We start from the raw sequence: 23555 nt of genomic DNA, 5'->3' as shown, positions 1-23555 counted from the left end.
AGGCGATGCGGATCAACAGCAGCGACAACACGGCCCGGGGACCCGGCGGGTGCCACGCAGGACAGGGAGGAGGCTGGTCATGCCTCCATAGTGGACTAAGTCAATAGACTTTGCAAACGAAGCCTCAGGGAAGGCAGGCCAAGAGGTCCGCGACCTCGACCCGGCGACCGGTGTAGAACGGCACCTCCTCGCGCACGTGCCGGCGGGTCTCCGAGCCGCGCAGGTGCCGCATCAGGTCGACGATCCGGGTCAGGTCGTCGGCCTCGAAGGCGAGGATCCACTCGTAGTCGCCGAGCGCGAAGCTGGGCACCGTGTTGGCCCGGACATCGGGGTAGCCGCGTGCCATCTGGCCGTGCTCGGCCAGCAGGCGGCGACGCTCGGCGTCCTCGAGGAGGTACCACTCGTAGGAGCGGACGAAGGGGTAGACCGCGGCGTAGGCGTGCGCGCGCTCGTCGGCCAGGAAGGCCGGGAGGTGGCTGCGGTTGAACTCCGCCGGGCGGTGCAGCGCCATCTGCGACCACACCGGCGCGAGGCGCGCGCCGAACGCGGTCCGGCGCAGCCGGTGGTAGGCGTCCTGCAGCTGGTCGCTGGACGCGGCGTGCCACCAGACCATCAGGTCGGCGTCGGCGCGCAGCCCCCCGACGTCGTACAGGCCGCGGACCACGACGTCCTCGGCAGCCAGGTCGGCGAGGAACGCCTCGAGCTCGGCGGCCTCCTCCTTGCGGACGCCCTCGTCGGCGCCGAGCGGCCGCTCGAGACGGAACACCGACCACATGGTGAACCGGATGGTGTCGTTGAGCTCGTTGATCTTCGCGGCGTTCGACTTGAGGTGCGCCTGCGGGTCCTGGTCCGACATAGGTCCATTGTGCCGACTGGTCAGTCGCGGCCGTAGCCCGCCTCCCGCGCCTTGACGATGGCGTCGGCACGACCGGTCGCGTGGAGCTTGGCGTAGATCGCCGAGACCGTGTTGCGCACGGTCTTGTTCGAGACGTAGAGGGCCGCGGCGATCTCGTCGTTGGAGCGCCCTGCGGCGATCCGCTGGAGCACGTCGCGCTCGCGCTCGCTGAGCTCGGGGAACGGCTCGTCGTCGGTGCGCTGCGCCGGGAGGGCGCCGGCGAAGAAGCCGGCGACCTTGGCGGCGAGGCTGGCGCCGAACACCATCCCGCCGGCGGCGGCCGAGCGGATCGCGTGCTGCACCTCGTCGGCGCCCGCGCCCTTGAGCAGGTAGCCGCAGGCGCCGGCCCGGATCGCGCTCAGCACCGTGTCGTCGTCCTCGTTCATGGTCAGCATGACCACGCGCAGCGCGGGGTTGCGGCCGGTGAGGAAGCGGGTCGCCTCGATGCCGTCGAGGTGCGGCATCTGGATGTCCATCACCACCAGGTCGGGGGCGGTGTCCTCGACGACGTGCAGCGCCTCGCGGCCGTCGGAGGCGGAGCCGACGACCTCGATGCCGTCGAGCGCGCCGAGCAGGGAGGTGAGTCCGTCGCGGACGATCTGGTGGTCGTCGACCACCACGACCCGGATCGGGGTGCTCATGCGGGGTCCCTGCGGCGTTGTTCGGGGGAGCGAAGCGGAGGAGAAGAACGTCGTGGGGTGCTCATGCAGGGCTCCTCAGGGGAAGTCGGGCCCGGACGACGGTGCCGCCGCCGGGTGGGCTGGAGATGGTGGTGGTGCCGCCGAGCTCGGCGGCCCGCTCGCGCAGGCTGGCCAGGCCGACACCCGCGGCCCGGTCGACGGGGATGCCGCGGCCGTCGTCGGCGACCTCGAGCACGAGGGTGTCGCCGGCGGTCTCGACCAGCAGGCGCGCGCCGTGGGCACCCGCGTGCCGGGCGACGTTGGTGAGCGCCTCCCCCGCGATCCGGTACGCCGCCACCTCGACCGCCGCCGGCAGCCGCAGGTCGTCGGGCGCCGTCACGGCGAGGGGTACGGCGAGGTGCTCGGCCTGCTGGCGCAGGGCGCCGACCAGGCCGCGGTCGTCGAGGGCCGGCGGACGCAGGTCGTGCACGAGGCGTCGTACGTCGGCGACGACCTCCTGCACCTGCGAGCTGATCGTCTCCAGCTGGGCCCGGGCCCGGGCCGGGTCGCGGTCGACGGTCATCCGGGCGGCCTCGAGCTGGAAGACGATGCCGCTGAGCGCGGGGCCGAAGCCGTCGTGCAGGTCGCGCCGGATCCGGCGCCGCTCCTCCTCGCGGGCGGTGACCAGCCGCTCGCGACTCCGCTGGACCTCCTCGGCGAGCTGGCTGGTGCGGGCGGCGGTCGCGGCCTGCCGGACCAGGTCGCCGAGCAGCTCCTCGTCACGGACGGTGAGCCGGCTGCGCAACCCCTTGGCCGGGAGGACCAGCCGACCGATGGTCGTCTCACGCCAGGTGATCGGCAGCGTGCGCACCTCCGCGGGCCGCTCGCCGAAGGTCGTCACGAGCCGCTCGCCGTGGCCCCGGTCGACCTCGACACTGACGAACGGGACGGCGAACGCGGACGCCACGGCTCGAGCGACGGCGGCGAGCTGCTCGACGGTGTCGTCGGTGTTCTCCAGCGTCGAGGCGAGACCGGCCACGGCGTCGTACCTGTTGCCGCGCTCGCCGAGCATCACCCGGCGGATCCCGGCGGAGAGCCGTTGGCGCAGGGGCCCGTAGAGGAAGACACAGACGACGAGCACGACCGCGACGACCTGCGCCTGGGTCAGCTCGTCGTCGAGGACCAGGGTGAGCATGCCGAGCACGGCGGCGTCGGCGGCGACCAGCACGGCGAGGATCGCGGCGAGCACGACGGTGCGGCTGAGCAGGTCCTGGATCGGCACCAGGGTGGGCCGGACGATGGCGACGGTCATCGCCGCGGGAGGGACGAGGGCGGCGGACACCGCCCCGAGGAAGGTGCTGCCGGGGACGTCGACCGCGACGGTCACCGCGACGACGGCCACGATGACCACGACGCTCCACAGCAGCCAGCGCATCCGGTCGCGCTCGAGCCCCTCCGAGCGCCGGTAGCGGACCACGACGGTGAGCAGGGAGAAGACGAACCCGGCCGCACCGAGGGCCAGGCCGAGCGAGGAGACCTGTGCCTCGTGGCCGGCGAGGAGGCCGAGGGTGGTCGGGTCGGCGTCGACGCCCGGGGGCAGGCCGGCGAGGGCCTCGTCGCCCTCGGACGGCACGACGATGAAGGCCACCCCGCTGAGCGCCATCGCGGCGACCGCGCACCACGACGCCGGGGTCCACCGGCCCGGCAGGAAGCGGCCGGTCGGGAAGACGAGCAGCGTCACCGCGGTCACCGAGGTGAGGTAGGAGCTGAACCGGAGCAGGAACCACAGCGCGAAGGTCATCCCGGGCCAGGCCGAGGTCGCGCCGAGCCCGGCCTGGACGTAGCTCTGCGAGAGCCCGTCGAGCGCCCAGAACAGGCCGGAGAACGCCAGCAGCCAGCCGAACTTCTGGCGGGGGTCGTGGAGCAGCACGATCCCGGCGAGCACGCCGAGAGCCGCCCCGAGGCTCTGCCACGGCCAGCCCGGCCCACCGGCGATCTCCGGTCCCGGGCCGGTCTCGGGAGCCCCCATGTCGAGCCAGGCGCCGAGCGGGACCAGGGCGACGCAGAGGACGGGGACGACGAGGACCGCGACGGCCCTCAGGCCGCGCGGGCGGGTGTCGGCCTGCAGCGGCACCGGCACGGTCACCGGCACATTCTGCAGCCGGCCCGCACCCCCACGGTGCGGACCGGCCGAATTGGTCGGTCGTGTCACGAGCGGCCGCGGAACGCCTTGTCCCCGGCGAGGAAGCCGAGCGCGATCACGAGCAGGCCGACCGGACCGGTCATGCCGGCCAGGTACTGCAGCGGCGAGACGCCGAGCAGCAGGGTGAGGCCCCCGCCGACGAGGCCGACGAGGCCGATCCACCTCGGGACGCCGCCGTGGCGGGCCGCACCGAACAGGGTGACGCCGGACAGGCCGAGCAGGCCCCAGCACCACGGAACGGTGCCGATCCAGTGGTTGAACATCGCGGCGTCCTCGGGGACGACGATGTCCGGGTCGCCGGCGGCGAAGATGAACTCGGTGTCGAGGCCGGAGCCCAGGACCAGCACGACCGCGGTGACCAGGACGCCCGAGAAGGCGACGAGCGGAAGCACGCTGTCGGCGGGGGTGGTGGCCGTGAGCCGGCGGTACAGGCCCGCCGCGAACGGCACCATCAGCACCGCGGCGACCATCGCGCACACGTGGAAGGCGAGCATCTGCGGCACCATGTCGCCGAGCGCCTTCGAGATCGCGGGTGCGTCGCCGGCGTACTTCTCGTCGTAGACGGCGCTCACCATCGAGGACGAGACGACCGCGCCGAGGCCGGCGACGCCGGCGCCGAGGCCCGCCAGCGCCCAGCGGGTCGGCGGGTAGACGACCGGCTCGTCGTGCGGTGCGGCGTGGTCGAGGGCGGTCGCGGGGATGTGGGTCTGGGCTGTCATGGCAGGACCATCCCGGGCCCGGTGTCCCGCGGGACAGGGACAACGGGGCAAGGTTCGCGGTGCCGGCCGCCGCTCAGACGACCAGGTCGGTGACCGCGCGGCGGGCCGAACCGATGGTGGCGGGGATCCCGACGCCGTCGTAGGCCGCCCCGCACACCGCGAGCCCCGGGACCTGCGCGACGGCGGCGCGGATCCGGGCGACCCGGTCGACGTGGCCGACCCACAGCTGCGGCAGGCCACCGCCCCAGCGCTGGACGACGGCGTCGACGGGAGCGGCCGTGAGCCCGGTCGCCGTCTCGAGGTCGGCGAGCGAGGCCGCGACCAGCGCCTCGTCGGGGACCTGGAGGGTGTCCTCCTCACCGAACCGGCCCAGGGAGGTGCGCAGCACCAGCAGGCCCTCCCCCGCGTCACGCACCCAGTCCCACTTGGCGAAGGAGAAGGTCGACGCCTTCACCCGGCGCCCGTCGACGGGAGGGACCAGGAAGCCGGACGCGCCGGTGTCGAGCGCCTCGGCGACGCCCGGGTCGTCGCTGTGGAAGGCGAAGGTGACCACCGCGACCGAGGCGGCGGCGACCTGCTCGAGCTCGGTGGCGGCGGCGGGGGCGAGCTCGGCGAGCAGCCGCGCGCTCGGCGCCGCAGGGGTGGCCAGGACCAGGCGGTCGCACGTCTCCTCACCCGTGGGGGTGGTGACCACGAACCCCGAGGCGGTACGGCGCACCGCGGTCACGGTCGCGTCGTACCTCACCTCGACGCCGTCGCGGCGCTGCAGGTCCGCGGCCAGGGCGTCCGTGAGCCGCCACATGCCACCGGGGACGCTGGCGAAGACCGGCGGCGCGTCGGCGACGGGGGGCGGGACGTCGACCTGCTCGCGGGTGAGGAGGTCGAGCAGCTGCGGCACCGCGGCGCGGGTGGAGATCCGACGCGCCTGGCCGGCGTACACCCCGCCGAGGAGCGGCTCCACCAGCCGGTCGACGACCTCCGCGCCGTACCGCTGGCCGACGAGGTCGCCGACGGAGACGTCACCGTCGACCTGCGGCACGATCTGGTGCCGGGCCCGGTCGAGGCCCTCGGCCGAGAGGATGCCGGTGCGCGCGAGGTCGTCGAGGTCGAGCGGGGCGCCCATCAACGTGCGCGGCAGCGCTCGCAGCGCGTCGCGGGTCCAGACCCGCGAGGTCGCGGACGTCGGGTACGTGAGCGGCAGGTCGAGGTCCCCGGCGAGGGCGATGCCCTCGGGCCTCCGGTTGAGCATCGCCTCGGCGCCGACGTCGACCCGCACCCCGGCGACCTCGCCGGAGCGCAGCTTGCCGCCCGGGCGGTCGGTCGCCTCGAGGACGAGCACCTCGTGACCGGCCTCGGCGAGGTCGCGGCCCGCGGTCAGGCCGGCGACCCCCGCTCCCACGACGATGGTGCGGCTCATGGGCCCAGCCTAGAGAACGGCCCTCAGGCCTGGGTGGCGACCCGGTCCTCGAGCAGCGAGGCGGACACGTCACCGGTGACCCCGCGCGAGGCAGCGGCCCGGCCGACCACGAACACGTAGGCGAGGAAGACCAGCTCGGCGACGACGCCGATCGCGATCCGGGCCCACGTGGGCAGCGGCGACGGCGTCACGAAGCCCTCGATGATGCCGCTGACGAACAGGCACACGGCCAGCCCGAGCGCGACGGTGACCGACGTCCGTCCGGCCCGGGCGAGGGACTGGGCGCGCGAGACCTGCCCGGGTTCGACCCACGACCAGAACAGCCGCAGGCCCACGCCACCGGCGACGAAGACGCAGGTGAGCTCCAGGAGGCCGTGCGGGAGGATCAGGCCCCAGAACAGGTCGCCGCGGTCGTGGCGCATCATGATCGACCCGACGATCGCCAGGTTGGCGATGTTCTGGAACAGCAGGTACAGCACGGGCAGGCCGAGGATCCCGAGCGCGATGCACAGCGCGCTCACCCACGCGTTGTTCACCCACACGTGGGTGGCGAAGGCGCCGGCGGCGTTCTCGCTGTAGTAGCTCTCGAAGTCGTTGCCGACCAGCTGGTCGATCTCCTGCGGGGAGAGCAGGTTCTGCTCCACCTGGGGGTGCTGGCCGAGCCAGACCATCATCACCGCGGTGACCACGACGTTGCCGGCCAGGCAGCCCAGCCACCACCAGCGCAGCTGGTAGAGCGCCGCCGGGAACCGCTCGGTGAAGAAGCCCGCGAACCCCCGCCAGCTCGGCACCCGGGAGGCCAGCATCGCGATCCGCGCGCGACCGAGCAGCGACGACAGGTGGGCGACCAGCTCGCCGTCCGGCGCCGACGTGCGGACGACGGACAGGTGGGTCGCCACCTGCTGGTAGCGGTCGACGAGCTCGTCGGCCTCGGCCCCGGTCCGGTGCCGCTGGCGCACCAGCTGGTCCAGCCGCGCCCACGAGCCCCCATGGGCGGCGACGTAGGCGTCGAGGTCGATCCGGGGCACGTGGTGAGGCTATCTCCTAGGGTGGGTGGCGATGCCCACCTCCGACTTCGCCACCGTCACCGCCGACGACCTCGTCACCGGCGAGGGCGTGGCGCTCGACCTGCCGGCCGCCTCGCTCGGCCTGCGGATGGCGAGCGGGCTGATCGACGTGGTGCTCACCTTGCTGACGCTCGTCGTGCTCTCGATCCTTCTGGTGGTCGGGGCGTCGGTCGCCCGGGACGAGGCGCTGGTCGGCGCGGGCGTGGTGCTCACGTCCGTGGTGGCGTTCCTGGTCGTGCCGACCGCGCTGGAGACGCTGACCCGCGGCCGCTCGGTCGGCAAGCTGGCGCTGGGCCTGCGCACGGTCCGCGACGACGGTGGCCCGATCAGCTTCCAGCACGCGCTGGTCCGGGCACTGATCGGGTTCGTCGAGATCTATGCGTTCTCGGGCGCGCCGGCGTTCTTCTCGATCATGCTCAGCACCCGCGGCAAGCGGCTCGGCGACTACGCGGCCGGCACGTACGTCGTGCGCGAACGGGTGCCGCTGCGGCTGCCTCCGCCGCCGCCGATGCCGCGCGAGCTGGCGGCCTGGGCGCGTCGCCTCGACCTGGCCACGCTGCCCACCGGCACCGCGCTCGCCGTACGCCAGTTCCTCGGCCGCCTCTCGACCCTGGACCCGGCGTCCCGCGACCGCGTGGGCCGGACGCTGCTGGCCGACGTCCTCCCCTACCTCGCCCCCGCTCCGCCGCACGGGGCGCCGCCCGAGCTGGTGCTGATGGCCGTGGTCGCCGAGCGCCGCGAGCGCGACCTGGCCCGCCTGCGGCGCGACGACCAGCTCCGCGAGCGGCTGCTCGCCGAGGGTCCTGCGCACCAGGGGTGATCCGCCCGGCCGCTGGGTAGGTTAGGCGCCATGACGCAGGTCAACGAGTCGCCGACCCACCCCGCCGGCTCCCCGCGACGCGCTCCCGCCGACCCGTCCACCCCGCTGACCACCGACGAGCTGGCGCACGCGACCGAGGCGGTCGGCCGGATCTCCGAGGCGTTCTCCAGCCGGGTCGTGGGCCAGCACCAGGTCCGCACGGCGCTGCTCGTCACCCTGCTCGCCGAGGGCCACGTGCTCCTCGAGAGCGTGCCCGGCCTGGCGAAGACGCTGGCCGCCTCGACCCTGTCGCAGGCCGTGAGCGCCCGGTTCGCGCGGATCCAGTGCACGCCGGACCTGCTGCCCAGCGACATCATCGGCACCCAGGTCTACGACCCGCGCCGCCACGAGTTCGAGACCCAGCTCGGTCCCGTCCATGCCAACTTCGTGCTGCTCGACGAGATCAACCGGGCCAGCGCGAAGACCCAGTCGGCGCTGCTCGAGGCGATGCAGGAGCGGCAGACGTCGATCGCCGGCACCATCCACCCGCTGCCCGACCCGTTCATGGTGCTGGCCACCCAGAACCCGATCGAGGAGGAGGGCACCTACGTCCTCCCCCACGCGCAGATGGACCGCTTCCTGCTCAAGGAGGTCATCGACTACCCCACCGACGAGGACGAGCTGCTGGTCCTCGAGCGGATCGACGACGGCACCCTCGGCCAGCACATGAGCGACGTCGCGCCGGTGGTCACCCCGCAGCAGGTCGCCGACCTGCAGGGCCTGGTCCGGCGGGTGTACGTCGACCCGGCGATCCGCCGCTACATCACCTCCCTGGTCCGGGCGACCCGCGACGCCACCCGGCTGCTCGGCCCCGAGCTCGGCAACTACGTCGAGATCGGCGCGAGCCCCCGCGGCTCGATCGCGTTCTTCCAGGCGGCGCGGGCGATGGCGGTCGTCCAGGGCCGTCACTACGTCATCCCCGAGGACGTGCGCGAGCTGCGGCACAGCGTGCTGCGGCACCGGCTCCACCTCAGCTTCGAGGCGCTCGCCGACCGAGTCCGCCCGGAGACGATCATCGACGCCGTGTTCCGCGCCGTACCCACCCCGTGAGCCGCGGATGACCGCGCACCTCACCCGGATCAGGTCCCGCCTGGCCATCCACGCCCACCGCAAGGTGTGGGGCCTGCTGGAGGGCGAGTACGCCGCGATCCACGTCGGGCGCGGGATCGACTTCAACGACCTGCGCGAGTACGTCCGCGGCGACGACGTGAAGGACATCGACTGGAAGGCGTCGGCACGCAGCCGACAGCTCCTGGTCAAGAGGTACGTCGCCGAGCGCAAGCACACGGTGCTGCTGTGCGTCTCGACCGGCCGCAGCATGGCGGCCCTCAACGACGCGGCGGTGGCCAAGCGCGAGCTCGCGGTCCTGGCGGCGGGCGTGCTGGGCTACCTGGCCGTCCAGCACGGCGACCTCGTCGCCCTGGTCCACGGTGACGCCGAGCGCCACCACGCCGAGCGCCCGCGGGCCGGCGAGCTCCACCTGGAGCGGCTGCTCGCCTCGGTCCACGACGCGATCACCCCGGACGGTCCCCACAGCGACCTGCCCGCCCTGCTGCGCCACGTCGTGCGCTCGGTCCGCCGGCGCACGATCCTCGTCGTCGTCTCCGACGAGGTCGTCCTCACCGAGGAGTCGGCGATGCTGCTGCGCCGGCTCACGGCCCAGCACGAGGTCCTGTTCCTGACCGTCGGCGACCTCGACCCGACCCGCCGCGAGATGGCCGGCCGGCGGCTCGTCGACATCGACGCCGACGCCGAGGTGCCCGGCTGGCTGCGAGGCGATGCACGCCTGCGCGCCGAGTACGCCGCGCTGGTCGACGAGGAGGGCCGGCGGATGCGCCGCCGCCTCGACCAGCTCGGCATCGCCCACGAGGCGGTCCGCGACCCCGACTCCGCGATCACCGCCGTCTTCCGGCTGCTCGAGAGGCACCGCCATGCTCGCCGGCGTTGAGGTCCTCGCGGTCGAGCTGCCCGAGGAGTTCACCGGTCCGGTCGGGTACGCCGAGCGGTGGGTGTGGATCGGCATCGGGCTCGCGGCCGCCGTGGTCCTCTACTACCTGGGTGTCTGGTGGTTCACCCGCGCGCCGCGGCAGCCGGACCTCGCCCGGCCCGGCGTCGCGCTGCCCGACGTACGCCAGCAACACCTGGCCCGGATCGACCGGATCGGCGCCCGCGTCCGGGCCGACGAGATCACGCCGCGCGAGGGCCACCAGCAGCTCAGCGAGGTGGTCCGCGACTACGTCGGCACGGTGACCACCCTGCCGGCCAGGACGATGGCGCTCGCCGACTTCCGCGGCCGGGCGCCGGTCCCGCTGGTCGAGGTGCTCGAGCTGGTCTATCCGCCGGAGTTCGCGCCCGACGACGAGGTGGCACGCGACCTGTTCGAGACCGCCGTCTCCCGGGCCCGAGGCCTGGTGGCGACCTGGAACCCGGTCTGGAGCGCGGCCTGATGTGGGACACCGAGACGACGACGTTCCGCTGGCCGTGGCTGGCGCTGGCGCTCGGCGCCCTGGTGCTGGTGCTGCTCGTGGTGTGGCTGCGACCGTGGCGGCGACCGCCCCGGGCCGGGACGGCGTACGTCGCCCACACGGCGCGGCTGCAGTCCCTGCCCCGCTACCGGGTGCTCGTCCGGCGTCAGGTCGTCCTCGGCGCATGCCTGACCCTGGCGTCCCTGGTCGCCTGCACCGGCGCCGTGCTGCTGGCCGGGCGGCTGCAGCAGCGGCAGACGATGACCCAGGAGGACCGCACCCGCGACATCGTGCTGTGCCTGGACGCGTCCGGGTCGATGGCCGAGGTCGACGCCCAGGTGCTGCGGGAGTTCCGCGACATCATCGCCGGGCTGCGGGGCGAGCGGATCGGGCTGACGATCTGGAGCGGGGCCGCGATCACGGTGTTCCCGCTCACCGACGACTACAGCTATGTGCTCGAGCAGCTCAACGCCGCCGAGAAGGCGTTCGCCTCCGGCGACGTCTACAGCGACGACTACGCGATCTTCACCGCCGGCACCGTGCTCGACTGGGACATCCAGTCCCAGATGGGCGACGGGCTGGCCTCCTGCGTCCAGCGCTTCGACCGCAGCGAGGAGGACCGCAGCCGCGCGATCGTGCTGGCCTCCGACAACGAGCCGATCGGCACGGGCATCTTCAGCGTCCCCGACGCGGCGGCGTACGCCCGTGAGAAGAAGGTCGTCGTGCACGGCATCGCCGCGCCGGCCACCGGCGAGCGCCCCGACGCCGCGCGGCAGTTCGAGGCCGCCGTGACCAGCACCGGCGGCACGTTCTCGCTGCTCGGCGCCGACGGGAGCACGAAGGCGGTGATCGACGCGATCGCCGACCTGGACGCGAAGCCGATCGAGCGGCCTCCGCTCGTGCAGGTGCTCGACCGGCCCCAGCTCGGCACCGTCGTCGTCGGCATCGGCCTCGGCGGGCTGGTCCTGCTGTGGGTGGCCCAGGGCGTGCTCGTGCTGCGCGACCGCGGCGCGGCGCGCGGCGGGGAGGACAGCCGATGACCACCTCGACCGCGCTCGTGCTCGCCCGGCGGATCGGGATCGTGCTGCTGTTCGTCGTCATCCTGCTGCGTCCCGGTGTCGGGCGCACCGAGGTCCCGACGCAGCTCTCCGACCTCGACGTCGTCGTCGTGATCGACCGGACCCGGTCCATGGCCGCGCTCGACTACGACGGCAACCAGCCCCGCATCACCGGCGCCAAGGCCGACCTCACGGCGCTCGCCGCGGCCCTGCCCGGCGTCCGGTTCGCGATGCTCGCCTTCGGCACCGACGCCCGGGTGGTGCTACCCCTCACCTCCGACAGCGCGGCGTTCGACGCCGCGGTCGAGACGCTCTACCTCGAGAAGCCGAAGGACGGCATCGGCTCGCGGGCCGACCGCCCGGTGCCGGAGCTGAAGGACCTGCTCGAGCGGGCCGCCCAGAAGGCCCCGCAGCGGCGGCGGATCGTCGTCTACGTCGGCGACGGCGAGGACACCACGAGCGAGGGCCGCGACGAGACCTACACCGACGTGGCCGACCTGGTCGCCGGCGGCGTGGTGCTCGGCTACGGGACCGCCGACGGCGCCCCGATGCCCGAGGACGACGAGCTCGACGGCGACCTGGGCCTGGTCCAGGACCCCGAGACAGGTGACACGGCACAGTCGCACGCCGACCTCGGCAACCTCGAGCAGGTGGCCGACGAGCTCGGCGTCCCGCTCGAGCACCGCACCCGCCCCGGCGGCGTCGACGAGCTCGCGGCGGCCTTCGCGGCGTCGTACTCCGACGGCGCCGGTGACCGCACCCGCCCCGCCCAGCACGACCTGACCTGGCTCGCCGGGGTCCTGCTCCTCGCCCTGTTGCTGCTCGAGCTGCACGCCGGCTGGCGGGCGGTCTGGGCGTCGCGGACCGTGCTGGCCCCGCCCCGTCCCGCCCGGAAGGAGGCGGCCCGATGAGCGCCCCCCGCCCGCACCTGCGGCGGACCCTGCTCCTGGCCGGGTTGCTGCCGGTGCTGCTGCTGGCGGCGTACGCCCTCAAGGTGACGCTGATGCTGCAGGCCAACGCGTCGGGCCGCGACGCCTTCGACCGCGGCGACCTCGACGGGGCGGCCGCCGAGTTCGCCGGCACTCGCAGGCTGAACTGGTTCGAGTCCTGGGTCGCGGCGTTCGACGAGGGCGCGGCCGACCACGCCCAGGGCGAGTACGACGACGCGATCGCCTCCTACCGGGCGGCGCTCGCGGACGTGCCGCACCGCGACGAGTGCACCGTCCGGATCAACCTGGCGCTGGTCCACGAGGCACTCGGCGACGCCGCGCTCGAGGCCGGGGCGGGCGAGGACGCCCGCAAGGCCTTCCAGGAGGGCATCGACGTCCTCGCGGCCGGCGAGTGCCCGCAGGACTCCGGACGCGGCGCGGAGCAGAGCGCCGACGCGGGCGCGGTCGACGAGCGGCTGCGCACCAAGCTGGAGCAGAACCCGGACGAGCCGCAGGACTCCGACCAGCAGCCTCCGGAGCAGCAGGAGCAGCCGCCCCAGGATCCCGGGACGCCCGACGACCCTCGTCGCGACCGACTGCAGGAGCAGAACGACCGCGGCGCCGACCAGCGCCACGAGGACCAGGGCCTCTACGACAACGACGACTACACCCGCCCCGACGCCTGGTGAGCGCCCGCCCGCCGCGAGAGCGCGACGGGCGCTCGCTCAGCGGTGGCGGCAGCGGCGCAGCAGGGCGATCCCGACCACCACCGCCAGCACGGCGGCGATCTGCTTGCCGTAGGTCTTGACCAGGATCGGCAGCACCGCCGAGCCGAGGTCGAGGGCGTCGTCCTCGGCCGCTCGTGGTGCCGCGCCCCATGCGTTCTGGTCGGGTTTCGGCGCGTTCGAGGACGAATCCGCATGGGGTGCGGTGGGTACCGCGGCCGCCGGCTCGGGATCGGTCCCGGCGGCCGCGGTGTCGGTGGGGCCCCCGGCACCCGCAGCAGCGCCGGCAGCCGCAGCGGGCGCGGCCTCGCCGGCGAGACGCTGCTCGAGGCAGGACACGAACTGTCCGAGCAGCTTGTCGGACACGTCCTGCATCACGCCCCGCCCGAACTGGGCGGGCTTGCCGGTGATCGCGAGGTCGGTGACGACGTCGACCTGGGTCGCCTCGCCCGTCCCGGCGGCCGCCATGGTCACGGTGACCGTGGCGCCCGCCGTACCGTTGCCGCGCTTGTCACGGCCCTTCGCGTCCACGACGAACCGGCGCCCGGCCTCGTCGCGCTCGACGAACCTGCCGGAACCGGCGTAGACGAGCGCGATCGGGCCGAGCTTGACCTTGCAGGTCCCCTCGAAGGTCGGGGCGCCGTCGTCGTCGGCGCCGACCGAGGTGACCTGGGCGCCCGGGAAGCACTCGGCGAGGGCGCCGATGTCCTGGAAGTGCGCCCAGGTCGCGTCGAGCGACGTGGGGACGGTGAAGGAGTGGCTGAGGTCCAAGGTCAGCCCCTCCCGGCCGCGGTGAGCACGGCCCGCCGGGTGAGCACCGTCGCCAGGTGGCGGCGGTAGTCGGCGTCGCCGTTGAGGTCGCTCGGCGGGTTGGTGCCGTCGGCGGCGAGGGCGGCCGCTCCGGCGATCCCCTCCTCCGTCGCCGGTACGCCGACCAGCGCGGCCTCCGCGGCCCGGGCACGCACGGGCGTGGAACCCATGTTGGTCAGGCCGATCCGTGCCTCCGCGATGGTGTCGCCCTCCATCCGCACGGTCGCCGCGACCGCGACGATCGGCCACTGGTGGGCGATGCGCACGAACTTCTCGTACGCCGCCCCCCAGCCGTCGTACTTCGGGACCCGGACCTCGGTCAGGATCTCGTCGTCGGAGATCGCGGTCTCGAAGAGGTCGACGAAGAAGTCGGCGGCGGGGACCTCCCGGGTGCCGCCGGGGCCTTGGACCACGAAGGTCGCGTCGAGGGCGAGGGCGGGCGCCCCGAGATCGCCGGCCGGGTCCGCGTGGGCCAGGGCGCCGCCGAAGGTCCCGCGGTGGCGCACCTGCGCGTCGGCGAGGTGCGTGATCGCCTTGCTGATGAGCAGCGCGTGCTCGTGGACCAGCGGGTCCTGGCCGACGTCGTGGTGGGTCGTCATCGCGCCGATGGCGAGATGGTCCCCCCCGTCGCGGACACCCCGCAGCGAGGCGATCCGGCCGAGGTCGATCACCCACTCCGGCGCGTTGAGCCGCATCCGGAGCACCGGCAGCAGGCTCTGCCCGCCGGCGATGATCTTGGCGTCGTCGCCGTGCTCGGCGAGCGCGGCGAGCGCCTCCTCCACCGAGGCCGGGGCGACGTACTCGAAGGCTGCGGGGATCACTGGGCTGCTCCTTCCGACTCGTCGAAGTGGGGCGCGGCAGCCTGGGTCGTCTCTCCCCCGGGCCCGCCGCTGTTGATCGCTCGCCAGACCCGTTCGGGCGTGCAGGGCATCGCGACGTCGTGGACGCCGTACGGACGCAGTGCGTCGACGACCGCGTTGACCACCGCCGGGGTGGACGCGATCGTGCCGGCCTCGCCGACCCCCTTGGTGCCGAGCGAGTTGGTCGTCGCCGGCGAGGTGGTGTGGTCGAGCTCGAAGCTGATCGTGTCGGCCGCGGTGGGCAGCAGGTAGTCGACGAACGACCCGGTCACCAGGGTGCCGTTGTCGTCGTACACCGCCTCCTCCCACAGCGCCTGGGCGATGCCCTGGACCAGGCCGCCATGGACCTGGCCGGACACGATGAGCGGGTTGATGACGTTGCCGATGTCGTCGCAGCAGGCGTACTTCCGCATCCGGACCTGCCCCGTCTCGGTGTCGATCTCGACCGCGCACAGGTGGGTGCCATGCGGGTAGTTGAAGTTGACGGGGTCGTAGGTCGCCTCCGAGTCGATCGACGCCTCGACGCCGTCGGGGAGGTTGTGGGCGGCGAAGACGGCGGTCGCGACCTCGGTGATCGCGACGCCGGAGTCGGTCCCCCGGACGGTGAACCGACCGTCGGCGAACTCGAGGTCGTCGGCGGAGGCCTCGAGCAGGTGGGCCGCGACCGGCCGCGCCTTCTCGATCACCTTGTCGACCGCCCGCACCAGGGCCTCGCCGCCGACGACCAGGCTGCGCGACCCGTAGGTGTCCAGGCCCTTGTGGGAGATCTGCGTGTCGCCGTGCAGCACCTCGACGTCCTCGAAGGGCACGCCGAGCCGGTCGGCCACGATCTGGCTGAACGCCGTCTCGTGGCCCTGCCCGTGGGCGGACGCCCCGGTCACGACCTCGACCTTGCCGGTCGCGAGCATCCGGACCTCGGCGTGCTCCCAGCCGCCGGCGCCGTAGTTGAGGCTGCCGAGCACCCGGGAGGGGGCCAGGCCGCACATCTCGGTGAAGGTCGAGACGCCGATCCCCAGCTGGACCCGGTCGCCGCGGGCGCGCCGCTCGGCCTGCTCGGCCCGGAGCGCGTCGTACCCGAACATCTCCTTGGCTCGCGCGGTCGCGGCCTCGTAGTTGCCGGAGTCGTACTCGAGGCCGGCCACCGTGGTGAACGGGAACTCCTCGTGCTTGATCCAGTTCATCTCGCGGACCTTGAGCGGGTCCTTGCCGAGCTCGTGGGCGAGCTCGTCCATCAACCGCTCGATGGCGAACGTCGCCTCGGGCCGGCCGGCGCCGCGGTAGGCGTCGGTCCAGGTCTTGTTGGTCAAGACGTTCGTGGTCTGGAACTGGTAGGCCGGGAACTTGTAGATCGCGTTGAACATGAACGCCCCGAGCACCGGCACGCCGCCGCCCACGATGGCGACGTACGCGCCGAGGTCGGCGAGCAGGTCGACCTTGAGGCCGGTGACGTGGCCGTCCTTCGTCGCCGCGAGCGTGAGCCGCTGCCACTGGTCGCGGCCGTGGTGGGCGGTGAGGAGCGACTCGCTGCGGGTCTCGGTGAACTTCACCGGCTTGCCGAGCTTGCGGGCCACCGCGAAGGTGATCATCTCCTCCGGCGTCTGCTGCAGCTTGCCGCCGAAGCCGCCGCCCACGTCGGGGGCGATCACCCGGATCTTCGACTCCGGTACGCCGGTTGTCGCGGCGATCGCGAAGCGCAGGATGTGGGGCACCTGGGTCGCCGACCAGACGGTGATCTGCTCGCCGGTCGGGTCGACGACGGTGCTGCGCGGCTCCATGAACGCGGGGATCAGCCGCTGCTGGCGGTACTCCCGCTCGATCACGATGCCGTTCTCACGGGCCTCGGCGATGGCCTGCTCGACGTCGCCGCCCGTGCCGGCCTCGGCCGAGTCGAAGCGCCACACGGCGCTCACGTTGGTGCCGAGGTCCGGGTGCGCGAGGACCTTGTTGTCCGCCGACTCCTTGAGGTCGAGCGCGGCCGGCAGCTCGTCGTAGTCGACCTCGACCAGCTCGGCGGCGTCGCGGGCCTCGGCGGCGCTGCGGGCGACCACGACCGCGACCGTCTCGCCCGCGAAGGCAACCCGGTCGGTCGGCATCGGCAGGTGCGCCGGCGTCACCTGGTCGGGTACGACGGGCCACGCGTTGATGCACGCGCCCTGGCCCTCCCCCAGGTCGGCGCCGGTGAACACGGCGACCACGTTGGGCGCGGCCTTGGCCGCCTCGGTGTCGATCGAGGTGATCCGGGCGTGCGGGAACGGGCTGCGGACCATCGCCAGGTGCAGCATCCCGGGCAGCGTGATGTTGTCGGTCCAGCGGGTGCGGCCGGTGATGAGGCGCTGGTCCTCCTTGCGACGGCGGTCGCGGCCGATCTCGCCCCGCGTCGGCTCCTGGGTGGCGGTCATGCCGACGCCCCCTCCGCCGTACCCGCGGCGTGCTGCACCGCGCGGACGATGTTGTGGTAGCCGGTGCACCGGCACAGGTTGCCCTCGAGGCCGAGCCGGATCGCCTCCTCCGACGGGCTGGGGTTCTCGGCCAGCAGGTCGACGGTCTGCATGATCATGCCGGGCGTGCAGAACCCGCACTGCAGGCCGTGGCACTCGCGGAAGGCCTCCTGCACCGGGTGCAGCGTGCCGTCCGCGCCGGCCAGCCCCTCGATCGTGGTGACCTCGGCGCCGTCGGCCTGGACCGCCAGGACGTTGCAGGACTTCACGCTCCTGCCGTCCAGGTGGACCGTGCAGGCGCCGCAGTTGCTGGTGTCGCAACCGATGACGGTGCCGGTCTTGCCGAGCTTCTCGCGCAGGTACTGCACGAGCAGCATCCGCGGTTCGACGTCGTCGACGACGTTCTGGCCGTCGACGGTGAGGCTGATCCGGGTCATGACTCTCCCTTGAGCGTGAGGGACCTGTGACCTGGCTCACGCTAGGGAGGCGTGGTTGGCGGCGGGTTGGTGGCCGCCTCTCCACAGCCACCGTGGGAGGTGGGGGCCCAGCGGGCCGGCGCCTGCCAGCCTCCTGGGATGCCGCGCCACCTCGACTTCAACCATCCCGCGCTCCAGCAGCTGCTGCGCTGGGAGCAGAACGGTGTCGTCGCCCGCACCCAGCTGTGCGAGCTCGGCGCGACCGACCAGGACATCGCGCGGATGATCCGTCGTCGCGAGCTGCACCCGGTCGAGCCCGGGGTGTACGTCGTCCACAACGGCGCCCTCGACCGCGCCCAGCGTGAGTGGGTCGCAGTCCTCGCCTGCGCTCCCGCGGCCCTCTCCCACGACTCCGCCACCCCCGGCCTCGCCCCGGGCCAGGTCCATGTCGTCATCGCTGCGACCCGCACGGTGCGGCCGATGGCGAGCGTCGTCGTACACCGCTCGCGGCACCTCGACACCCGGGTGGAGTGGAACCAGCGACCACCGCGCGTGCGACCCGTCCACGCCACGATCGACGTCGTGGAGGACCGGATCCGGGACGGCGACGTCGCCGGCGCCTATGCCGCGCTCGCCCGAGCCACCCAGACCCGGCAGGTCTGGCCCCGGGTCCTGCGGGAGGCGGTCGAGGAGCGCGCACGGATGGTTCGCCGCGACCTGGTCACCGCGATGATCGACGACATCGAGTCCGGAGCGGACTCGGTCCTCGAGCGCGGCTATCTCCAGCTCGTCGAGCGCGCGCACGGCCTGCCCCGCGGGAAGCGTCAGCAGTCCAGCCGGTCGACGGGTCGGCGCACCTACATCGACGTGCACTACGAGGCGTACGGCGTCATCGTCGAACCCGACGGCCGCGCCTTCCACGACTCCCCGGAGGCGCGCAACGCCGACGCCCGCCGCGATCTTGCCGAGCGCGCCGTGCGGGACGCGGTGACCGTCCGGGTCACCCACGCCCTGGTCTTCGACGAACCCTGCGCGACCGCGGGCCGGCTGGCGGTCATCCTGGCCCGACGCGGGTGGACCGGTCCCGGGAAGCGATGCCCGCGGTGCCCGTGAAATGCCTTGTGCTGCGCTCAGCACTCACCTGGTGAGTGCCGAGCGCAGCACAGTGGCCCGAGAGTCGGATCTCAGCCGAGGTCGACGATGGCGGCGACCGGGCCGCCGCCCTCCGGGCCCTGGTGGGCGGCGGAGACCGAGACGAAGACCGCCGGGTCGCCGGTCACGGCGGCGGTGACGCCACCGACGCACGACTTGATCTGACGGTGCCAGTGCACGTCGGAGTCGTCGAGCATCGCGTTGCGGCGGCCGCGGACCTCGCCGTTCTGGGACGCCTCGCACTTGAGGAAGACGTTGACCAGGCGGCCCTGCAGGTCCGAGGAGTGCGGGCGCTCGGGCAGGTCGAGGCCGGCGTCCTTGATGGCGTTCCAGATGCCGTCCTGGTCGAGGGCGTCGTTCATCACCGAGTGGCCGATCCGGTAGCGGCCGCCGACGCCCGTGGCGTTGCCGACCACGACGATCTGGGCCACGTCGAGCTCGACACCCGAGGAGCAGGAGGCGACCGAGGAGTACAGCGCGCGGTTGTTCATGACGTCGGCGTCCGTCGGCATCTCGATCTCGCCGAGCGCGACGGCGATGCCGAGGCCGGTGACGCCGTTGGAGAGGTCCATCGACTCGTGGGTGTGCTCGGTCCAGACCTGCTTGCCGCGGCTGTGCGCGTCGCGGATGGTGTGGATGGTGAGCAGCGGGGTCTTGGTCTGGACGTAGTGGACGTCGGCCGGGTCGGTGATCCCGGCGCGCTCCATGGCGACCTTCACGCCGGCGGCGACCTTCTCGATCATCGCGACGTACCCGATCTCCTCGGGCAGGATCGGCTCGCTCATCGCGAAGCCGACGGTGAGACGCTGCTCCTCGCGGCTCGGGTCGTCCTCGGCGACGTCGACGGTCGCGAAGATGGTCGCGTGGGGGCTGATCACGCCGTCGGTGCCACCCGACCACACGATCGGGACCTGCTTGACCTGGTCGGCCGGGGCGCCCTTGTCGACCAGCACCTCGCGGAAGGCACGGTCGGCGATGATCCGGGTGTAGTCGTTCACCCCGCCGTTGCCCTCGGTCTTGCCGATGATCGCGATGACGCGGTCCGCCTTGAAGACGCCCTCGTCGATGAGCTTGGCCAGCTCGGAGGCGTCGGCGACGGAGTGGATCGGGACCTTGCGGACCTCGATGGCAGAAGGCATGGTCGGGTTCCTTTCGGGGTTCTTCAGTTGGGGGTGACGATGGTTCCGGCGCGGCCGTCGGCGGCCGCGAGGATGCTGTGCAGGTCGGTGATGACGCCGCGGCGCCCGGACGCCTCGACGAAGCGGCAGACCGCGTCGACCTTGGGACCCATGGAGCCGCCGGCGAAATGACCGTCGGCGGCGTAGGTCCGCATCTGGTCGAGGGTGACCTCGCCGATGTCCGCGGCCTCGGGGGTGCCGAAGCCGAGGACGGCGTGCGCGACGTCGGTGGCGATCACGAGCAGGTCGACGTCGATCGCCCGGGCGAGCAGGGCGGCGCCCAGGTCCTTGTCGATGACGGCCTCGACGCCGCGCAGGCTGCCGTCGGGGTCGCGCACCGTCGGGATGCCGCCGCCGCCGTTGGCGATCACGACGAAGCCGGCCTCGACCAGGGCGACGGCCGCGGGGGCGTCGATGACCTCGAGCGGCTCCGGCGAGGCGACCATGCGCCGCCAGCCGCGCTCGCCGCGCTCCTCCCAGGTCTCGCCGTGGTCGATCATGGTGCGCGCCTCGTCGGCCGGCAGGTACCGGCCGACGGGCTTGCTCGGCTTCGCGAACGCCGGGTCGTCGGCGTCGACGCGGGTCCGGGTGACGAGGGCCGCGGTGGGCCGGGTCAGTCCGCGGGCGGCCAGGGCGCCGTCGAGGGCGTTCATCAGGATGTCGCCGAGGGTGCCCTGGGTCTGGGCGCCGCACCAGTCGAGCGGGACCGGCGGGACCACCGTCGCGGCGAGCTCGTTCTTGACCAGCAGGTTGCCGACCTGGGGGCCGTTCCCGTGCGTGATGACGACGTCGACACCGGCCGCGACCAGGTCGGCGACCGCGTCCATCGCCTCGGTCGCGGCAGCGATCTGGTCCTCCGGTCGGGCCTTGCCGTCCGGGGACGTCATCGCGTTGCCGCCGAGCGCCAGCAGGATCCTCATGAAGCGAACCTAGTGAGCCGGATCACCGTCGTTCATCGTGAGGAACAGCCAACTCCGGCGGTCAAGGCTGGCAACACCTGCCAGCCGGGAGCTCCCGGGCCAGGACGTCGGCGACCGACGCCGGGCGACGCCCGAGCAGGGCGGCCAGGGGGACACCGCCGGTGGGCAGGCCGTGGGCGTCGTAGTAGTCGAACATCGCCCGCAGCCAGGGATGCACGTCGGCCCCGGCCGGGATCCGGCGGGCGGTGGTGCCGGCCGCCGCGGCCACGTCGGCGACCGAGACGAGGGCGGGGCCGCCGAGCTCGTAGGTCGCCCCGACGTGCCCGGCGCCGGTCAGCACGGCCGCGGTCGCCGCGGCGACGTCGCGCAGGTCGACCATCCCGAACAGGGTGTCGACGGAGTACGGGACGTCGAGGGTGCCGGTGCGCAGCCCGGGCAGCAGGTTCTGCAGGTAGGCGCAGGGCTGCAGGATCGTCCAGTCCAGCCCGGAGCGACGGACCAGGTCCTCCGACTCCGCCTTGCCGAGGTGGTGCGGCATGGCGGGGACGTACGGCGAGGCCACCGAGTGGTAGCTCACCCGCCCGACGCCGACCCCGGTGGCGGCGGCGAGCACCGTGGCGACGTACGCCGGCTCGTCGGGGTGCAGGTTGGGGGCGATGACGTGCACGGCGTCCGCGCCGGCCAGGGCGGCCGGGAGGTCGTCGAACGCGGCCCGACCCAGGGGGCGTGTCGCCACGCCCGCCTGGGCCAGGGCCGCGCCGACGGCGCGACCGGTCTTGCCCGATCCCCCGAGGATCGCGACCTTCATGTGTTCCCCGCGCTTCCTCAGAGCACGTCGACCGCGGCGGCCGCGGCGCCACCGGCGAGCACGCCGTAGCCGGGGCCACGGTCGAAGAACGCGTCGTCGGCGGCCGGCACCGGACGGGAGGCCCGCTCGGCGGCGGTCGCGTCGGCGTCGTACCCGAGGGTGTCGTCGTCGAGGGAGCCGGTGAGGACCACGCCGTAGTCGGCGAGCGCCGCCTCCGGGGAGACCTTGCGCCACACGACGTCGCGCACGACCAGGGCCGGGTCGCGGTCGGCCGGGTTGCCCCAGCCGCCACCGCCGGTGGTGCGGATCCGGATCACCTCGCCGGTCACGACCGGCTCGGAGTCGGCGAGGGCGTCGACCTCACGCTCGTTCGGGCCGCCCGGGTCGATGGTGACCTGGAACGGCTTGCCGGCCTTGCCGCCCTTGACGCCCCAGCAGGCGAGGATCGAGCGGTCGGCGATGGACATGAAGTTGGCGTCCTTGAGCATCCGGATGTGCTTCTCGTAGCCCAGGCCGCCGCGGAACTGGCCGGCGCCGCCGGAGTCCATGGCGAGACCGAGCGACTCGACCACGAACGGGAAGCGCGACTCGGTGAACTCCGTGGGCAGGTTGCGCGAGTCCGGGACGACGTGGATGGTGTCCTCGCCGTCGGCGTAGTAGCGCCCGCCGGACCCGCCGCCGAGCACCTCGCGCATGAGGTACGAGCGGCCGTCGAGGTCCTCGCCGTAGACCCCGGTGTAGCGGATCGTCTCCTGGTCGGCGGGCATCTTGCCGTCGACCGCCTTGGCGATCACACCGGCGAGCACGCCCAGCAGGCGCAGGATGACGAAGGTGCGGGCGTTCGTCGGCGCCGGGAAGACCGGCGTCAGCAGCGTGCCCGGCGGCGGGAACCGCATCTCGATCAGCGGCACCACGCCCTCGTTGACGTCGAGCTCGGCCATCCGCTCCGGGGTGTCGGCCAGGTTGCGCAGGATCGGCGCCAGCCACTTCTTGAGGAAGACGCCGTCGGAGTAGTCGCCGCAGTGGTTGATCGGGCCCTTGGCCTGGGGACCGGTGCCGTCGAAGTCGAGGATCAGCCGCTCGCCCTCGGGGTCGTCGGCCGGCGTACGGGTCAGCGTGATCCGCTGCGTGTGCAGCTGCGGCTCGTCGACGCCGTCGTGCTCGGCGTAGTCCTCCCAGGTCCAGGTGCCGACCGGGATCTTGGAGAGGATCTCGCGACGGTAGGTCTCGGTGGAGCGGTCGATGATCGCGTCGAAGCAGGCCTCGACGGTCTCGATGCCGTAGCGGTCGAACAGCTCGCCCAGGCGCCGCGCGCCCATCAGGCAGGCCGAGCACTCGGCGTCGAGGTCCGCGGCCAGCGACTCGGGCATCCGCGAGTTGCGGGTCATGATCCGCAGCGCCGCCTTGTTGGGCACGCCGGCGTCCCACAGCTTGATCGGGGGAACGGCGAGGCCCTCCTCGAACACGCTGGTGGCGTGCGAGGGCATCGAGCCGGGCACCGCGCCACCGATGTCGTCGTGGTGGCCGAAGGCCTGGATGAAGCCGACCACACGGCGCTCCCCCTCCGGCCCGGCGAACACCGGGACGGTCACGCACAGGTCGGGGAGGTGGCCGATCCCGCCCTCGGAGAGGTAGACGTCGTTGTGGAAGAAGACATCCCCCTCCTGCATCTCCTCGATCGGGAAGTCCCGGGCGACGGGGTGCACGAGCGCGGAGTACGAGCGGCCGGTCAGCTTGCGCAGCAGGCGGTCGTGGATGCCGGCGCGGAAGTCGTGCGCGTCGCGGATCATCGGGCTGCGGCTGGTCCGCGCGATGGCGGTCTCGACCTCGTGCTCGACGGCGGCGAGCGAGCCCTGGACGATCTCGACGAGCACCGGGTCGGCGCTGCGGCCGGCGTCGGCGGTCAGGGTGCCGAACGGGAACTGGGTGGGCGCCCGGCGCGACCCGGACTCCGCGTCATGGGTGTGCCCGGCCGGCGTGGTGCCGTTGTGGACGGTCTGGCAGCTCAGGCACATG

The 23555-nt window shown here is 73.2% G+C and carries 22 protein-coding genes; 8 read left to right on the top strand and 14 right to left on the bottom strand.

The annotated features are described in order from the left end of the window. Positions 1-124: 124 nt before the first annotated feature. From hemQ to KU893_RS11815, 6 genes are all read right to left on the bottom strand, one after another. Positions 125-856, bottom strand: coding sequence for a hydrogen peroxide-dependent heme synthase (gene hemQ / locus KU893_RS11840; RefSeq protein ID WP_218234571.1), 732 nt, complete (start codon positions 854-856; stop codon positions 125-127). A 20-nt stretch (positions 857-876) separates the two neighbouring features. Further along, positions 877-1536 carry a response regulator transcription factor gene (locus tag KU893_RS11835; RefSeq protein ID WP_218234570.1) on the bottom strand — a complete coding sequence of 220 codons (660 nt, stop codon included), beginning with the start codon at positions 1534-1536 and terminating at the stop codon, positions 877-879. 61 nt (positions 1537-1597) lie between these two features. Next, the gene (locus tag KU893_RS23605; protein ID WP_218234569.1) at positions 1598-3661 is read right to left on the bottom strand and encodes a sensor histidine kinase; all 2064 of its coding nucleotides are present in this window, start codon (positions 3659-3661) and stop codon (positions 1598-1600) included. Between the two features lie 62 nt (positions 3662-3723). After that, on the bottom strand, positions 3724-4437 hold the full coding sequence (locus KU893_RS11825) for a hypothetical protein (protein ID WP_218234568.1): 714 nt from the start codon (positions 4435-4437) through the stop codon (positions 3724-3726). 73 nt (positions 4438-4510) lie between these two features. Beyond that, positions 4511-5854, bottom strand: coding sequence for a protoporphyrinogen/coproporphyrinogen oxidase (locus KU893_RS11820; RefSeq protein ID WP_218234567.1), 1344 nt, complete (start codon positions 5852-5854; stop codon positions 4511-4513). A 23-nt stretch (positions 5855-5877) separates the two neighbouring features. After that, positions 5878-6882 carry a stage II sporulation protein M gene (locus KU893_RS11815; RefSeq protein WP_257441609.1) on the bottom strand — a complete coding sequence of 335 codons (1005 nt, stop codon included), beginning with the start codon at positions 6880-6882 and terminating at the stop codon, positions 5878-5880. A 31-nt stretch (positions 6883-6913) separates the two neighbouring features. Here KU893_RS11815 and KU893_RS11810 point away from each other — a divergent pair, with 31 nt between their 5' ends. From KU893_RS11810 to KU893_RS11780, 7 genes are read left to right on the top strand one after another with little or no spacing between them, the layout of a single operon-like run. After that, positions 6914-7741, top strand: coding sequence for an RDD family protein (locus KU893_RS11810; protein ID WP_218234566.1), 828 nt, complete (start codon positions 6914-6916; stop codon positions 7739-7741). A 30-nt stretch (positions 7742-7771) separates the two neighbouring features. Then, positions 7772-8830 (top strand): AAA family ATPase, encoded by a 1059-nt coding sequence (locus KU893_RS11805; RefSeq protein ID WP_218234565.1) that lies wholly within the window; start codon positions 7772-7774, stop codon positions 8828-8830. Between the two features lie 7 nt (positions 8831-8837). Then, positions 8838-9728, top strand: coding sequence for a DUF58 domain-containing protein (locus tag KU893_RS11800; protein ID WP_218234564.1), 891 nt, complete (start codon positions 8838-8840; stop codon positions 9726-9728). Next, complete coding sequence (locus tag KU893_RS11795) at positions 9712-10227, top strand: hypothetical protein (RefSeq protein ID WP_218234563.1); 516 nt, start codon at positions 9712-9714, stop codon at positions 10225-10227. Before KU893_RS11800 ends, KU893_RS11795 begins: the two co-directional genes overlap by 17 nt. Beyond that, the gene (locus KU893_RS11790) at positions 10227-11285 is read left to right on the top strand and encodes a VWA domain-containing protein (protein WP_218234562.1); all 1059 of its coding nucleotides are present in this window, start codon (positions 10227-10229) and stop codon (positions 11283-11285) included. Before KU893_RS11795 ends, KU893_RS11790 begins: the two co-directional genes overlap by 1 nt. Beyond that, positions 11282-12214, top strand: a complete 933-nt coding sequence (locus KU893_RS11785) for a VWA domain-containing protein (protein WP_218234561.1) — start codon at positions 11282-11284, stop codon at positions 12212-12214. The genes KU893_RS11790 and KU893_RS11785 overlap by 4 nt, the downstream gene beginning before the upstream one ends. Further along, entirely contained in the window at positions 12211-12921 is a 711-nt protein-coding gene (locus KU893_RS11780; RefSeq protein ID WP_218234560.1) for a tetratricopeptide repeat protein, read from the top strand. Before KU893_RS11785 ends, KU893_RS11780 begins: the two co-directional genes overlap by 4 nt. 36 nt (positions 12922-12957) lie before the next feature. Here the strand turns inward: KU893_RS11780 and KU893_RS11775 are convergent, their stop codons facing one another. From KU893_RS11775 to KU893_RS11760, 4 genes are read right to left on the bottom strand one after another with little or no spacing between them, the layout of a single operon-like run. After that, positions 12958-13728: an SRPBCC family protein gene (locus KU893_RS11775; protein WP_218234559.1), complete on the bottom strand. Its 771-nt coding sequence runs from the start codon at positions 13726-13728 to the stop codon at positions 12958-12960. A 2-nt stretch (positions 13729-13730) separates the two neighbouring features. Beyond that, positions 13731-14588, bottom strand: a complete 858-nt coding sequence (locus KU893_RS11770) for an FAD binding domain-containing protein (protein ID WP_218234558.1) — start codon at positions 14586-14588, stop codon at positions 13731-13733. After that, positions 14585-17026 (bottom strand): xanthine dehydrogenase family protein molybdopterin-binding subunit, encoded by a 2442-nt coding sequence (locus KU893_RS11765; protein ID WP_218234557.1) that lies wholly within the window; start codon positions 17024-17026, stop codon positions 14585-14587. The genes KU893_RS11770 and KU893_RS11765 overlap by 4 nt, the downstream gene beginning before the upstream one ends. Next, a complete protein-coding gene (locus tag KU893_RS11760; protein ID WP_218234556.1) occupies positions 17023-17502 on the bottom strand; it encodes a (2Fe-2S)-binding protein in 480 nt (159 codons plus the stop codon). Before KU893_RS11760 ends, KU893_RS11765 begins: the two co-directional genes overlap by 4 nt. Before the next feature lie 138 nt (positions 17503-17640). On the opposite strand from KU893_RS11760, the gene KU893_RS11755 reads away from it, so the two are divergent. Next, entirely contained in the window at positions 17641-18594 is a 954-nt protein-coding gene (locus KU893_RS11755) for a putative endonuclease domain-containing protein (protein ID WP_218234555.1), read from the top strand. A 71-nt stretch (positions 18595-18665) separates the two neighbouring features. On the opposite strand, the gene bar is transcribed toward KU893_RS11755, so the two are convergent. The 4 genes from bar to KU893_RS11735 form a co-directional block, all read right to left on the bottom strand. After that, positions 18666-19772 (bottom strand): barbiturase, encoded by a 1107-nt coding sequence (gene bar, locus KU893_RS11750; RefSeq protein ID WP_218234554.1) that lies wholly within the window; start codon positions 19770-19772, stop codon positions 18666-18668. A gap of 23 nt (positions 19773-19795) precedes the next feature. Further along, entirely contained in the window at positions 19796-20731 is a 936-nt protein-coding gene (locus KU893_RS11745; RefSeq protein ID WP_218234553.1) for a carbamate kinase, read from the bottom strand. Between the two features lie 61 nt (positions 20732-20792). Next, on the bottom strand, positions 20793-21539 hold the full coding sequence (locus KU893_RS11740) for an SDR family oxidoreductase (RefSeq protein WP_218234552.1): 747 nt from the start codon (positions 21537-21539) through the stop codon (positions 20793-20795). Between the two features lie 17 nt (positions 21540-21556). Then, a complete protein-coding gene (locus tag KU893_RS11735; protein ID WP_218234551.1) occupies positions 21557-23554 on the bottom strand; it encodes a hydantoinase B/oxoprolinase family protein in 1998 nt (665 codons plus the stop codon). Position 23555 lies beyond the last annotated feature (1 nt).

Source organism: Nocardioides daeguensis (assembly GCF_019192965.1).
In the GTDB taxonomy this organism is placed as follows: domain Bacteria; phylum Actinomycetota; class Actinomycetes; order Propionibacteriales; family Nocardioidaceae; genus Nocardioides; species Nocardioides daeguensis.
This window is presented reverse-complemented; position numbering and strand designations above follow the sequence as displayed.

What these genes read in the sequence shown, in the direction of transcription:
- KU893_RS11800 (WP_218234564.1), top strand. Translation starts at nt 8,838, where the DNA reads ATGACCGCGCACCTCACCCGGATCAGGTCCCGCCTGGCCATCCACGCC.
- KU893_RS11780 (WP_218234560.1), top strand. Translation starts at nt 12,211, where the DNA reads ATGAGCGCCCCCCGCCCGCACCTGCGGCGGACCCTGCTCCTGGCCGGG.
- KU893_RS11735 (WP_218234551.1), bottom strand. Translation starts at nt 23,554, where the DNA reads ATGTGCCTGAGCTGCCAGACCGTCCACAACGGCACCACGCCGGCCGGG.
- KU893_RS11765 (WP_218234557.1), bottom strand. Translation starts at nt 17,026, where the DNA reads ATGACCGCCACCCAGGAGCCGACGCGGGGCGAGATCGGCCGCGACCGC.
- KU893_RS11740 (WP_218234552.1), bottom strand. Translation starts at nt 21,539, where the DNA reads ATGAAGGTCGCGATCCTCGGGGGATCGGGCAAGACCGGTCGCGCCGTC.
- KU893_RS11805 (WP_218234565.1), top strand. Translation starts at nt 7,772, where the DNA reads ATGACGCAGGTCAACGAGTCGCCGACCCACCCCGCCGGCTCCCCGCGA.
- KU893_RS11835 (WP_218234570.1), bottom strand. Translation starts at nt 1,536, where the DNA reads ATGAGCACCCCGATCCGGGTCGTGGTGGTCGACGACCACCAGATCGTC.
- KU893_RS11820 (WP_218234567.1), bottom strand. Translation starts at nt 5,854, where the DNA reads ATGAGCCGCACCATCGTCGTGGGAGCGGGGGTCGCCGGCCTGACCGCG.
- KU893_RS11795 (WP_218234563.1), top strand. Translation starts at nt 9,712, where the DNA reads ATGCTCGCCGGCGTTGAGGTCCTCGCGGTCGAGCTGCCCGAGGAGTTC.
- KU893_RS11755 (WP_218234555.1), top strand. Translation starts at nt 17,641, where the DNA reads ATGCCGCGCCACCTCGACTTCAACCATCCCGCGCTCCAGCAGCTGCTG.
- hemQ (WP_218234571.1), bottom strand. Translation starts at nt 856, where the DNA reads ATGTCGGACCAGGACCCGCAGGCGCACCTCAAGTCGAACGCCGCGAAG.
- KU893_RS11745 (WP_218234553.1), bottom strand. Translation starts at nt 20,731, where the DNA reads ATGAGGATCCTGCTGGCGCTCGGCGGCAACGCGATGACGTCCCCGGAC.
- KU893_RS11825 (WP_218234568.1), bottom strand. Translation starts at nt 4,437, where the DNA reads ATGACAGCCCAGACCCACATCCCCGCGACCGCCCTCGACCACGCCGCA.
- KU893_RS11785 (WP_218234561.1), top strand. Translation starts at nt 11,282, where the DNA reads ATGACCACCTCGACCGCGCTCGTGCTCGCCCGGCGGATCGGGATCGTG.
- bar (WP_218234554.1), bottom strand. Translation starts at nt 19,772, where the DNA reads ATGCCTTCTGCCATCGAGGTCCGCAAGGTCCCGATCCACTCCGTCGCC.
- KU893_RS11810 (WP_218234566.1), top strand. Translation starts at nt 6,914, where the DNA reads ATGCCCACCTCCGACTTCGCCACCGTCACCGCCGACGACCTCGTCACC.
- KU893_RS11760 (WP_218234556.1), bottom strand. Translation starts at nt 17,502, where the DNA reads ATGACCCGGATCAGCCTCACCGTCGACGGCCAGAACGTCGTCGACGAC.
- KU893_RS11790 (WP_218234562.1), top strand. Translation starts at nt 10,227, where the DNA reads ATGTGGGACACCGAGACGACGACGTTCCGCTGGCCGTGGCTGGCGCTG.